This is a genomic window from Stagnihabitans tardus (assembly GCF_009925085.1).
GTDB lineage: Bacteria > Pseudomonadota > Alphaproteobacteria > Rhodobacterales > Rhodobacteraceae > Stagnihabitans > Stagnihabitans tardus.
Genome location: NZ_JAABNR010000030.1, coordinates 18,255 through 30,071, shown reverse-complemented (window position 1 = coordinate 30,071; position 11,817 = coordinate 18,255). Strand labels below are relative to the sequence as shown.

Genomic DNA, 11,817 nt, shown 5'->3' with positions numbered 1-11,817 from the left:
CATCCCGCACCGCATGTCGGTCGCGCCGCCCGCAATCCAGACCTTTGCTGCCGCAGGGAACGCGATCATGCCCGATCCAGGACCTGAACCAGGCGCGCCAGCACCATCGGGTCGATGGTCACCCCGATCGCGAGCTTGCGCCCATTGCCCAGGGTGATCTCGATGCGATCACCACGACCAGCATCCGAACCGAGCGCCGACGGCGGCACTGACTTCGGCGCTATCTCCGAGGCAACCTCAACCGCGAGAAATTGCGGCCGCCGGTCACAGCCAAGCTGTCCTGCCCGGTAATCCCGACGCCACCGCGTCAATAGAGCACGCGATATCCCATGCCGCCGAGCCGTCGCCGAACACTGCCGGAACCCCCGCAGGCTCTCCTCGACGATCCGAACCTTCTCGACATCCGTCCAATCCCGCCGCCGACCTTTGTCGACGACAGAGAGAACCTCAACCTGTGATCTGAACTTAGAGTCATCCATAAGGTCAGCGTCTTACCTGACCTCAGCAAATGGCGTCAGACGGCCATAACCGGAGGCTTACGCGCCACAGACCGTCATGGTAGTTTGGTTGATCGCGGCTGTGGCACTGGCCACTGCTGTTCTGCTTGTGCGCTGGATTTCAAGGCCACTTGCACAGTTTGCCGAGGCGGCAAATGGATTCTACACTACCGGCAAGGTGGCGACCGTGCCCGAGACGGGTCCATACGAAGTCGCGGTTCTGGCTCGCGCTTTCAATGATCTGCAGGACCGGCTAGCCCGGTCGGTCGAGGACCGTACACAAGCCCTTGCCGCCGTGTCCCACGACTTGAAGACACCAATCACACGGCTCCGCCTTCGTGCCGAAGAGATCGAAAGCAACCCTCTTGCCCGGTCCATCGCTCAGGATCTCGATGAGATGGAACGCATGATCGACCAGACACTTTCATACTTGAGAGGGGACCGGTCTGACGAGACCCTGCGCCAGGTCGATCTGGTTGCAATCCTGGAAACGGTCACCGACGACTTGATCGACCAAGGGGCCGCGCTGACTTTCGCGGGGCCACGCTCTGCCGTCGTCACTGGGCGGCGGCTGGGTCTGAAGCGAGCATTCGCAAATCTTGTCGGTAACGCGGTAAAGTATGGCGGAACCGCGCGCGTGACGGTCGCTGAACGCTCAGGGCGGGTAATTGTTTTAATTGACGATGACGGGGAGGGCATCGCCCCGGCCGACCGCGAAAGAGTTCTTTTGCCTTTCGTCCGGCTGGAGTCGTCCCGTAACAACGCAACGGGTGGCTTCGGTCTGGGCCTGACGATTGCCGCCGCAGTGATCGACGGCCATGACGGCACATTGACCTTCGATACCGCGCCGTCCGGAGGGCTCCGCGTCAGTGTTTCGTTGCCAGGGCCGAGCAGCTGAAACAGTTTGTTACAAAGTAGAAATCTTGCGGAGACGCTGGTCGCTCATTCGAGGCCGAAAGCAAACTGGCTCGAGGTGGGATATGCGGTTTCTAAAGGCAGGTATCATCGCCTTCACCGTTGCATTCGGAGGTGCGGCTGCCGCGCATGAGGGGCACGACCATGGCGCGCCACCGCCGCCGGTCAGTACGACCATCGCGCCTCGCGTCGAAGCGGCCTCCACACAATTCGAGGCCGTCGTTGTCACTCGTGGCGCTGAAATGCATGTCTACCTGGACAGCTTTGCCACAAACACACCGGTCAATGGCGCTTCGGTTGAGATGGACACACCAAATGGCATCATTGTCGGCACAGAAACTGATGCAGGCATCTATGTTTTCTCGGCGCCGTGGGTCGCCACCCCCGGAAGCTATGACCTGGCGATAACGGTCATTGCAGATGCCGGCTTCGATGTCCTGATCGGGACGCTGACGATCCCTGCGGCACCTACGGCACCTGTGGTCGAGGCCACCGCAGTGAACGCAATTGCTGCAAGCGTTTTGGGCGATCTCAGCGCACGCTTTACGGCCAGGGATCTCTCACTTGCGGTTGCCGCAGGGCTGGGACTTCTGATCGGTGCCCTCGGCGTGGCACTGTTCCGGCGGCCGCGGAAGAGACCAGCGACGGCGACGGCGATCGTGACGGCCATGGTGGGTGCCCTTTTTGCCGCGCCATCGCCCGGATATGCAGAGATTGCAGTCGCAAATGCAGCGCTGCCAGCCCCGGCAGCGGCAACGCGCGATGTGGCGCAGCGCTTTCCCGACGGCAGTCTCTTTGTGCCCAAGGGTACGCAACGTGTCCTCGGGGTTCGCACGCTGGTGACAGAGACTGCGCTGCACGGACGCCGGATTGAGCTTCCGGGGCGTATCATTCCCGATCCCAATGCTTCGGGGTATGTTCAGGCCTCGCTCGAAGGCCGTCTCGTCGCCCCAGAAGGCGGCTTCCCGCAGCTTGGGTCGTCAGTCAAGGCGGGACAGATCGTTGCGATCGTCGAGCCGACGATTGGCGCCGTGGACCTCGCCGATCGGCAGCAACAAATCCGAGAGATTGAGCAACAACTGGAGTTGGTAAGTCGGCGCCTCGATCGACGCAAGCAGCTCACCACGGCTGTCGCGCGGACGGAGATCGAGGAACTGGAGATCGAGCAAGAAAGCTTGACCGCCCAACGTGATGCGTTGGTATCCCTGACAGACATTTCCGAGAACTTGATTGCACCGGTGGAAGGTGTGATCGCCGCAGGCCAGGCCATCGCAGGCCAAATCGCCTCACCCGGCGTTACGGTCTACGAAATTGTCGATCCAGGCAAATTCTGGGTCGAAGCGCTGAGCTACAGGTCCGAAACGCTGGGAGATGCGGCGGTTGCGGTGTTTGCCGACGGGGCTACCATTGATTTGAAGTATCAGGGCACCGGGCTGGCCGATCAGGGGCAGGCAGTACCTGTTCGATTTTCGGTGGTTGGGCAGGCCGAAGGACTACGGGCGGGGCAGTTGCTTCGCGTGATCGCCGCAACACCAGCTGAGCGCGAGGGGATTGTCGTGCCTCGCGATGCGGTGTTGCGCGGCGCGAACGGGCAACTGGTAGTCTACGTCAAAACCAATGCAGAGCGGTTCGTGCAGCGCGAGGTGCGCGTAGAACCCCTGGACGGCGACAACGTGCTGGTGGTCGCAGGGCTGGAAGTCGGCCTGCGCGTGGTCACTGAAGGCGCCGAGCTTCTCAACCAGATCCGATAGGCGGCACGCATGTTCAACTTTCTTGTCACGCAGTCGCTACGCAACCGCATGTTCGTGCTCGCGATTGCTGCGGTGATGGTGCTTTACGGAGCGCTGACTGTCACGCGTCTGCCGGTCGATGTGTTTCCCGACTTGAACCGCCCGACCGTCACAATCATGACTGAGGCGGAAGGGCTGGCCCCACCCGAAGTGGAGCAACTGGTTACTTATCCGCTCGAGACACAGATGAACGGGTTGCCAGGCGTGACTCGGGTTCGGTCGACGTCGGGTGTGGGCTTGTCGATCGTCTATGTCGAGTTTGACTGGAACACCGACATTTATCGCAATCGTCAGCAGATCGCCGAACGTCTGACGCTGGTACAAGCGCAATTGCCGCAGGGTGTGGTGCCGCAGATGGGTCCGATCGCATCCATCATGGGGCAGATCATGCTGATCGCGGTTACGGGTCCTGACAATGTCACCCCGATGGAATTGCGCGAACTGGCAGATTTTACCATCCGCCCCCGCTTGTTGACTATTCCCGGCGTTGCCAACGTCATCCCCATTGGCGGCGAAGTAAGGCAATATCGTGTGGCACCCAATCCAGCAGCCATGCGTGCATTCGGGGTAACCTATGAGGATGTTGAGTCGGCGTTGGCAGGGTTCGGCGCGAACACGGGGGGCGGCTTTGCCGACCAGTATGGTCGCGAATTCCTGATCCGAAACATCGGTCGAACCCAGAGCCTCGCGGATCTGGGCAGTCTTGTCGTGGCATCGGTCGGGGGCCAGCCGGTTGCTTTGGACCAGGTCGCCGAAGTCAGCTTCGCGCCTCGCACGAAGCGGGGCGATGCCGGCTTCATGGGTGATGATGCGGTCATCGTGTCGATTGAGAAACAGCCGGACGTGGATTCCATTGACCTGACGCGACAGGTCGAAGCGGCGCTTGCAGAAATGACCGCCGCTTTGCCGGAGGGTGTCAAGGCGGACAACATCCTCTTCCGGCAGGCGACCTTTATCGAGACATCGATCAGCAACGTACAAAAGGTGTTGCTGGAAGCCATCGCCGTCGTCGCGGTCGTCCTGTTCCTGTTCCTCCTGAATGCCCGAACCACCATCATCTCTTTGACAGCCATTCCAGTCTCGATCCTGGTCACGGCAATCATCTTCTATTGGATGGGACTTTCGATCAACACGATGACCCTAGGCGGGCTCGCGATCGCCATTGGCGAACTTGTCGATGACGCTGTGGTTGACGTCGAGAATATCTTTCGGCGTTTGCGCGAAAATCGGGAGAAGGGCAATCCGCGTTCCGTGTTCGATGTCGTTGTGTCGGCCAGTCAGGAGGTTCGGTCTGGCATCGTCTATGCCACCATGACGATCGTCCTGGTGTTCGTACCGCTTTTCGCGCTGTCGGGCATCGAGGGGCGCCTCTTCGCGCCACTGGGACAAGCTTACATTATCTCGATCCTCGCGAGTCTCGTCGTTTCGATCACCCTGACCCCGGTCATGGCCTACTACATGTTGCCCGGCCTAAAGCGGCTGGACGAGCACGAAGGCATGATCGTCCGGGTCCTGAAACGTAGCAACAAACGACTACTCGAATGGTCCTTCGGGCATCCACGCCTGCTGATTGCAGGGGTGCTGGCGGCGGTAGTGACAGCGGGAAGCTTTGCGACCCAGCTTCCACGCGCCTTTCTGCCGCCTTTCAACGAAGGGACACTGACGATCAGCATGCTGTTCAACCCAGGTATCTCGCTGGAAGAAAGCCAGCGGGTCGGTTTGGTTGCGGAGCGACTGATCATGGAGGTCCCTGAAGTCGTTCTGGTTGGCCGTCGCACCGGCAGAGCTGAACTTGATGAACACGCCGAAGGCGTTCATTCGTCTGAAGTCGAGGTCGAGCTTGCCGAGGATGGCCGTCCCAAGGCCGAAATCGAAGCCGACATCCGGGCGCGGTTGTCGGTCCTTCCAGTGACGACGAACATCGGCCAACCGATCTCACATCGACTGGACCATATGCTTTCGGGTGTTCGGGCGCAGATAGCCCTGAAAATCTTCGGTGAAGATCTCGATACTATGCGCGCACTGGCCGAGGAGTTTCGCGTGGCGCTTGCTGAAATTCCGGGAGTTGTCGACCTTCAGGTAGAAAAACAGGTCCGCATTCCTCAGCTGGAGATCATTGTCGATTATGGGCGAGCGGCACTTTATGGTTTGCAACCTGCGGCCGTCACCGAGCAGCTTGAGCAGTTGTCAAACGGCCGTATCGTCTCGCGCATCGTTGATGGGAACCGGCGCTTTGATGTGGTTCTGCGCTTGCAAGACGAAGAACGGACGACGCGGGGTCTCGGTGAATTGTTGATCGAAACACCGAGCGGATGGATTCCGGTCAGCCAGATTGCCGATATCGTCGAGACCGACGGCCCGAACCAGATCTTGCGCGAGAATGGCAAGCGGCGGCTGGTTGTGCTGGCAAACTCTGATGGTCAGACCGACATGGCGCAGATCGTGGAGCAGATCCGTCAGGTCATGGCGACGAAGGATCTGCCGACGGGATTTTTCGCCACGCTGGAAGGTACCTTCCAGGCGCAGGAAGAATCGATGCGGACGATCGGGCTGCTGTCGATACTCTCGCTGGCAATGATATTCGCCATTCTTTACAGCCGCTACCGATCGCCGTTGTTCGTGGGTATCATCATGGCCTCCGTACCTTTGGCGCTGATTGGCAGTGTTGCGGCTCTCTGGTGGTCTGGGCAGCCGCTATCCGTGGCCTCGATGGTGGGGTTCATCACTCTGACGGGAATCGCCACGCGCAATGGGATTCTCAAGATCAGCCACTACATCAACTTGGCCATTCATGAAGATATGCCTTTCGGGCGGGACCTGGTCATACGGGGGAGCCTCGAGCGACTTACACCTGTTCTGATGACTGCGCTCTCAGCCGGCGTAGCCCTTGTGCCGCTGATGCTGGGGGCTGATGCTCCTGGTAAGGAAATCCTGCATCCTGTCGCCATTACGATCTTTGGCGGCCTCGTGACCGCGACTTTGCTCGATACCGTGCTGACCCCGACGCTGTTCCTGCGTTATGGCCGCGTCCCGCTAGAGCGCCTTGTGGCGCAGGCGCGTGCAGAGGCCGCAAAGCAGGCGGATGTAACTGGCCACGCCCCCACTCTTGAAGCTTTTTGATCATCGGAGTCAAACTATGAACCTCATCACGCTCTCGCGTCGGATCGGCTTTGCTGCCATCGGCTCACTGTTCGCGGTCGCTGCCTTGGCGCATGAACCGCGCCCCGGCCCGAATGGCGGCTGGAAGGTCGATGCTGGTGCATGGCATGCAGAACTGGTCGCCAACGGCACCCTGACCGTTGTCGTCTATCTTTTTGACGGTTCAGATGAGCCTGTTTCGGCAAACGGCTGGACCGCTAATGCCATTCTGCTGATCGACGGTGCTGCGCAGCGATTTGAGTTGACGCCTGATGCAGATGGCCGACTTTCTGGGAACTCGGCCGTCGGCGTGCCAAAGGACGTGAAGGGCGCGCTACAGCTCGTCGCCCCGGACGGAAGCTCTGTGCAGGCTAAGTACTAGGGTGGCAGCGGAGAACGCTCCGCTCTTGGTCATTATGCAGTATCGCTTCTCCTGTTGTAATGGAGCCTTTCGATCGACAGATCCGACAGGCGCGATGCAGAATCCCGCGCCAATTCGTTGGAGGCAGTGAACGCTAGTCACAAGATACGTCGATGTGGCTTTCACTCTTCTCCTCCTAAGCGGCTGCGCTCTGACTCTTTTTCTAAACATTTCCGTTGCCGGGGTGGCGCGGATGACGACCCGTTCGAGCTGGACTCGACCGATGACAGAGTCGGATCGGGGGCGACCATCAAGGTCCTGCTCCCCGATATGCGGAGCGGCTAGACGGTTGCGGATGCGGTGATCTGCGCGCGCGGCGGGCCTCGCTGCGGTGCTGCGAATGTCGTCAACGAACGATCAGAACATGCTGTCGCACAATTGCCCTCACCTGCCGCGGGGTCGCCCGCACAATTCCGAACAAAGGGAGCTGCATGCCTACGGGATCGTCGTTGACGACCTCCATCGCCGTTGCCCAAAAGCGGTTTAACAAGCGTTTTCACTTTCGGGCTGCTGGAGGAGTAACGCTACCCCAAAGCGGCTTTATTGGAACTCCAAAAATAGCCGATCCTGCAACCTGAGCGCCCGCACTCAGTCCACGAGAACCGAGTTTTCGCAGAGAAAGCTTCAATGAACTTTCTACGGGAAGATCTCGATAGGTGTGCCATTTCGAACCATGGAGTATATCTCTTCGATCTGCCGATCGTTGACGGCGATGCAGCCTGCAGTCCAGTCTCGGACATTGAGAGGCTCTTTTCCCCGTCTGGGACCACCGTGAATGAAGATATCTCCTCCGGGTGCGCGGCCCTGTTCGGCAGCAAAGGCAAAATCTGCATCATTAGGATAGGAAATACCTATGGACAAATGGTAAAGACTATCTGGGTTTCGCCTGTCGATGACATATCTGCCCTCGGGAGTCTTTCCATCACCTTCGAACTGCTTGTGACCGGTCGGAGCAAAACCAAGTCCGATCGGATATGTTTTCAATGGACCTGTCTCACCATCGAGAAAAAGCAGACGCTCGGACTTGTAAATCCGCAAGCGCGTGACCGGAGGTCCATCATAGGTTCTAAACTTTCCTGCGCATGCGGACAGCAGAACGACGACCGTGCCTAGCAAGAAGAAGCGTCGCGTGCCGCAAGATACCATGTGGGGTGGGTGCCCAGTTCAAAGTGGTCGCAGTCGAGCTTTGGCGTCTGCCTTTTTCCAAAAGGCTAGCGCATCGCGCGGTAGCCATCGCCAGAAGTAACCTATGATCGACATCACAGAGACACAACTGGTAACTCGCAGGACGACTGGGTGCACCGTGATTTGGCCACCAAGCGGGCTCCTGCCGAGGAAGATCATTCCCATATTTATTGAAGCGGCCATGTGAGGTTTTGCGGTCATTGACGATGCGCGCAATCCAGAGTCGATATATCATGTATTTCGGTCAGATGGCGTCTTCAGTGGGCTACGCAGGCGCAAGGCAATGGACGTTTACACATGGTTCAACGACAGCCGCTTTCATCTCTAGTAGCTGGAGGTTGCATCATGGCAACCGAGTACACTGCCTTAAATTGGGAACCGCCATGCTTCTATCACCACGTCCGTTTCCTGATATTCAGCCTCCCCATTGGCTACCAACTTGCCGCCCAAGAAAAGAAGCACATGGAGCCTGGCTGATCCAAAATGATTGCGGCTCATATCAAGCCGCTGGATAGCTCGTGTAAACTTCCAGACTTCCATCCCGGCCAACCAGCAGGACGTCATAGGCGTCCCGACTGTCTTCTGATCCCATGCCGGGGGAGCCGTAAGGCATGCCGGGCACGGCAAGACCAACTGCATCAGGACGCTCGTCGAGCAGCCTTCGAATGTCCGCAGCCGGGACATGGCCTTCGAGAGCATAGCCGTCAACGGTCCCCGTGTGGCAGGAAAATGCCTTTGCTGGAATGCCCTGGTCCATCTTGAAGCGGATCAGCAACGTTCCCATCGACACCTCATCCGTAACCGTGAAGCCTTGCTCCCGCAGATAGTCGACCCATGCTTCACAGCACTCGCAGCCACGCCCCTTGACGACATGGATTGGCGGTTCTTCCTCTGCCTGAGCTTTGGCGGCAGGGGTTACGGCAAACGCTGTTGCTGCAAGGATGACCTCTCGGCGGCCGATACGAAATTCCGTCATCCGCGTTCTCCGTCAGTTCCTGAAATGAAGCCAGTTTCGCTGCGCCAAGTGGCGAGCGCATTGAGATCATCTGCCGAAGCGATCTCCTGTTCCGGCAAGGCGTCTTGGTCCTTAGGGTCGACCGGTCTGCCGTCGACACGGACTTCGTAGTGAAGGTTGGGGCCGCTCACGAGACCTGTCGCCCCGACCGCGCCAATCTCGTCTCCAGCCTTGACACGCATCCCTTCGCGAACGCCTTCGGCAATTTCGGAAAGATGTGCATAGCGCGTGACGACCCCGCCGCCGTGATCGATGTCGATCGTGGTGCCATAGCCACGGATCGTACCCGCAAAGGTCACCCGCCCGGCGCCAGTCGCCGAGACTTCGGTTCCCACGGGTGCCGCGTAATCAATCCCGGTATGCATGCGAACCCCACCCAACACGGGATGGTTCCGGCGCCCAAAGACGGACGACAGTCGTGCACCAAGGATGGGTGCCGCTGAACGCTGCACGGCTTCGCCATCTTCAAAGACGATGACCGGGCCGGCGGCTTCGGTCGCAACGAGTTCGAGGACGCGATCATTAAGCTCCAGCCGAGCGTAACTCAGGCGCGGCTCTCCCGCGATGGTGCCATCGGGAAGCTGATCTTCCTGCCAGACCAACGCGAAGGTCTCTCCACCCTTGAGGTCGCGCCTGAAATCGACCTGGCCCGCAAGAAGTGCAGTAAGGTCAACTGCGAAGCGTTCCGGTGCATTTCGCGCCATCAAGGCGTCGTAAAGGGTTCCGTCGAGGGTCAAGGTCTCCCGCCGGTCCGTCTCACGAACCGGTGGGTCAAGCCGTCGTGCCGCGATCGGCCCGTCGAAGGTGAGAGCGATCTCTACACCATCTTCCACGAAGAGCGACAGGCGTGTCAGCGATGATGGATCTCCGGACGCCGCAGTCCATTCGACCCGGTGACCAGGTCGCAGGTCGGTCAGGTCATAGACTCCCGAAAGTGCCAATGCGGCTTCTGCCCGGATCGTCGAGGGGACTCCTGAGTGACCAAGGACACTGTCCAAGGTGTCACCGGGTTCGATTGTGGCTTCGAACGCCATGGGCAAATGCGCCGTCGGAGGATCGGCCACTGCCTGGAGTGGAGCGAATGACGCGAGAGCAAGGATCAGAAATGCGGGGCGGATCATCTGGCAGAATGACCTTTCAACTGAGGGTTCGGCGGATTTTGGGAACGGCGAAGCGCCGGTCCTCGTGAAAGTCGATGATGCTGGCGAAGCGCCCATCGGGGTGGAACAGGAACACACCGGCGGTGTGGTCCATCGTGTAGTGGCCGCCATCCTTGTCGACACGGCGATAGGTTACGCGGAAATCTGCGGCGGCCTGCGCGACCTCCTCGGCGGGACCCGTCAACCCGATGATACGCGGGTCGAAGTTGCTGACGTAGTCCGCAAGGACAGCGGGCGTGTCGCGTTCCGGATCGACCGAAATCAGCGCCACGATCAAACGGTTCGCGTCGGCTCCCAGATCCTCGAGCCAGAGCGATATGTCGCCCAATGTGGTCGGGCAGACGTCGGGGCACCAGGTGAAGCCGAAGAACACCATGACCGGGTGACCGGCCCAGTCTGTGGGTCGAACGGACTGATCCCGGTGGTCGGTCAATGCCCAGGACATCTCGCCGATGGGCAAGGGCAGGACCTCGCTGAGAGCTGGCCTATTGCGCGTGCGATAAGCCCCGACGCCCAGCATGAAGGCGACGGCTCCGATGGCCCCTCCAGCGCCGAGGATTATTGCCCTGCGTCGGCGCAATCCGGACCCTCCGCGCGCAACGAAAGGACATCGACATTCACCGTGACCTCTCCGGCCTTTTCAAAGGTGAGGGTGACCGGAAAGCTGTCGCCTTCCTTCAGGGCTGTCGTCAGACCCATCAGCATGCCGTGGTATCCGCCAGGCGAAAGCTGCACGCTCTGGCCGGCCGGCACAGGGATGGACATCGCATGCGGCATTGATGCGATGCCGTCCTGAACGACAGTCTCATGCAGCATCGGCATACCAGCTGCAGGCGTCGCGATGCCAACCAGCGCGTCGTCGGTCGATCCGGTGTTCGTGATCTCCACATAGAAGACGCCGGGACGCCCCGCGCCGATGGTCGCCTTGGACCAGGCGTGCTCAACCGTCAGATCGCCGATGGCTACAGTCTCGCAGGCCATCGCGGCAGGTGCAGAGAGGGTCAGGGCTGCAGCAAGAAGAAAGTGATTCATGGGTCAAAGTCTCGATTGAAGGTCGGAAAGGATTTCGGCCGCCGGTGTGCCGTAGGTGAATTGACGCAGCCACGCGCCATCCGGGCCGATGAGATAGAGGCCGGGACTGTGCGCCATCGTGTACCCGTCTTGCGAAGCGGTATCGGCCTCCCGCTCATAGAAGATCTTGAAGCTTGCGGCCGCAGCCTGCGTTTCGGCCTCGCTGCCGGCCAAGCCGAGGATCGCTGGATGGAAGGCTTTGGTGTAATCAGCCAGCCCAAGCCGTCTGTCCCGTTCTGGATCGATCGAGATGAAAACTGGCTGCACCGATCCTGCGTCAGATCCAAGGTCATCCATGACTTGCGCGACTTCGGATAGCGTAGTCGGACAGACATCCGGGCAGCTTGTGAAGCCGAAGAACACCAATAGGAATTTTCCACGGAATTCGTCCGTCGTGCGGATGCGACCTTCGCTGTCAGCAAGCGCGAAGGCGGGCGTGAAGACAGAAGCTGCTGCTTGGGTGTCGTCCGTTGCCGGCCACCACCGCACCGCCGCGAAAGCGAGGACCGCCGCCGTCGCGGCGACCCAAAGTATGATCTGAAGAGAACGAAGACGCATGAACAGTCCAGATGATGAGAACAGCGTGCGATCTAAAACCTCGAGCAACTAGAGGTTCAACCGACAA

Annotated in this window: 11 protein-coding genes; 4 read left to right on the top strand and 7 right to left on the bottom strand. The window is 59.6% G+C overall.

Annotated elements, in window-relative coordinates:
* Positions 1–65: 65 nt before the first annotated feature.
* Complete coding sequence (gene tnpA / locus GV832_RS19215) at positions 66–479, bottom strand: IS66-like element accessory protein TnpA (protein WP_168776502.1); 414 nt, start codon at positions 477–479, stop codon at positions 66–68.
* Positions 480–579: 100 nt separating this feature from the next.
* On the opposite strand from tnpA, the gene GV832_RS19210 reads away from it, so the two are divergent.
* From GV832_RS19210 to GV832_RS19195, 4 genes are all read left to right on the top strand, one after another.
* Positions 580–1,395, top strand: coding sequence for an ATP-binding protein (locus GV832_RS19210; protein WP_168776501.1), 816 nt, complete (start codon positions 580–582; stop codon positions 1,393–1,395).
* Between the two features lie 82 nt (positions 1,396–1,477).
* Positions 1,478–3,163, top strand: coding sequence for an efflux RND transporter periplasmic adaptor subunit (locus tag GV832_RS19205; RefSeq protein WP_168776500.1), 1,686 nt, complete (start codon positions 1,478–1,480; stop codon positions 3,161–3,163).
* Between the two features lie 9 nt (positions 3,164–3,172).
* A complete protein-coding gene (locus GV832_RS19200; protein ID WP_168776499.1) occupies positions 3,173–6,322 on the top strand; it encodes an efflux RND transporter permease subunit in 3,150 nt (1,049 codons plus the stop codon).
* A gap of 16 nt (positions 6,323–6,338) precedes the next feature.
* Positions 6,339–6,722, top strand: a complete 384-nt coding sequence (locus GV832_RS19195; RefSeq protein ID WP_227754542.1) for a hypothetical protein — start codon at positions 6,339–6,341, stop codon at positions 6,720–6,722.
* Positions 6,723–7,397: 675 nt separating this feature from the next.
* Here GV832_RS19195 and GV832_RS19190 read toward each other — a convergent pair.
* The 6 genes from GV832_RS19190 to GV832_RS19165 all read right to left on the bottom strand — a co-directional run bounded on the left by GV832_RS19190 (position 7,398) and on the right by GV832_RS19165 (position 11,750).
* On the bottom strand, positions 7,398–7,907 hold the full coding sequence (locus tag GV832_RS19190) for a L,D-transpeptidase family protein (RefSeq protein WP_168776498.1): 510 nt from the start codon (positions 7,905–7,907) through the stop codon (positions 7,398–7,400).
* A gap of 538 nt (positions 7,908–8,445) precedes the next feature.
* Positions 8,446–8,922: a DUF411 domain-containing protein gene (locus tag GV832_RS19185; RefSeq protein WP_168776497.1), complete on the bottom strand. Its 477-nt coding sequence runs from the start codon at positions 8,920–8,922 to the stop codon at positions 8,446–8,448.
* Positions 8,919–10,082, bottom strand: a complete 1,164-nt coding sequence (locus tag GV832_RS19180; protein ID WP_168776496.1) for a M23 family metallopeptidase — start codon at positions 10,080–10,082, stop codon at positions 8,919–8,921. The genes GV832_RS19185 and GV832_RS19180 overlap by 4 nt, the downstream gene beginning before the upstream one ends.
* Before the next feature lie 16 nt (positions 10,083–10,098).
* Complete coding sequence (locus GV832_RS19175; protein WP_227754541.1) at positions 10,099–10,641, bottom strand: SCO family protein; 543 nt, start codon at positions 10,639–10,641, stop codon at positions 10,099–10,101.
* A 38-nt stretch (positions 10,642–10,679) separates the two neighbouring features.
* On the bottom strand, positions 10,680–11,153 hold the full coding sequence (locus GV832_RS19170; protein WP_125327813.1) for a copper chaperone PCu(A)C: 474 nt from the start codon (positions 11,151–11,153) through the stop codon (positions 10,680–10,682).
* 3 nt (positions 11,154–11,156) lie between these two features.
* On the bottom strand, positions 11,157–11,750 hold the full coding sequence (locus tag GV832_RS19165; protein WP_125327895.1) for an SCO family protein: 594 nt from the start codon (positions 11,748–11,750) through the stop codon (positions 11,157–11,159).
* Positions 11,751–11,817: the final 67 nt, after the last annotated feature.

Coding starts and splice junctions, on each gene's coding strand:
- GV832_RS19185 (WP_168776497.1), bottom strand. CDS start 8,922: ATGACGGAATTTCGTATCGGCCGCCGAGAGGTCATCCTTGCAGCAACA.
- GV832_RS19190 (WP_168776498.1), bottom strand. CDS start 7,907: ATGGTATCTTGCGGCACGCGACGCTTCTTCTTGCTAGGCACGGTCGTC.
- GV832_RS19200 (WP_168776499.1), top strand. CDS start 3,173: ATGTTCAACTTTCTTGTCACGCAGTCGCTACGCAACCGCATGTTCGTG.
- tnpA (WP_168776502.1), bottom strand. CDS start 479: ATGGATGACTCTAAGTTCAGATCACAGGTTGAGGTTCTCTCTGTCGTC.
- GV832_RS19165 (WP_125327895.1), bottom strand. CDS start 11,750: ATGCGTCTTCGTTCTCTTCAGATCATACTTTGGGTCGCCGCGACGGCG.
- GV832_RS19175 (WP_227754541.1), bottom strand. CDS start 10,641: ATGCTGGGCGTCGGGGCTTATCGCACGCGCAATAGGCCAGCTCTCAGC.
- GV832_RS19205 (WP_168776500.1), top strand. CDS start 1,478: ATGCGGTTTCTAAAGGCAGGTATCATCGCCTTCACCGTTGCATTCGGA.
- GV832_RS19180 (WP_168776496.1), bottom strand. CDS start 10,082: ATGATCCGCCCCGCATTTCTGATCCTTGCTCTCGCGTCATTCGCTCCA.
- GV832_RS19170 (WP_125327813.1), bottom strand. CDS start 11,153: ATGAATCACTTTCTTCTTGCTGCAGCCCTGACCCTCTCTGCACCTGCC.
- GV832_RS19195 (WP_227754542.1), top strand. CDS start 6,339: ATGAACCTCATCACGCTCTCGCGTCGGATCGGCTTTGCTGCCATCGGC.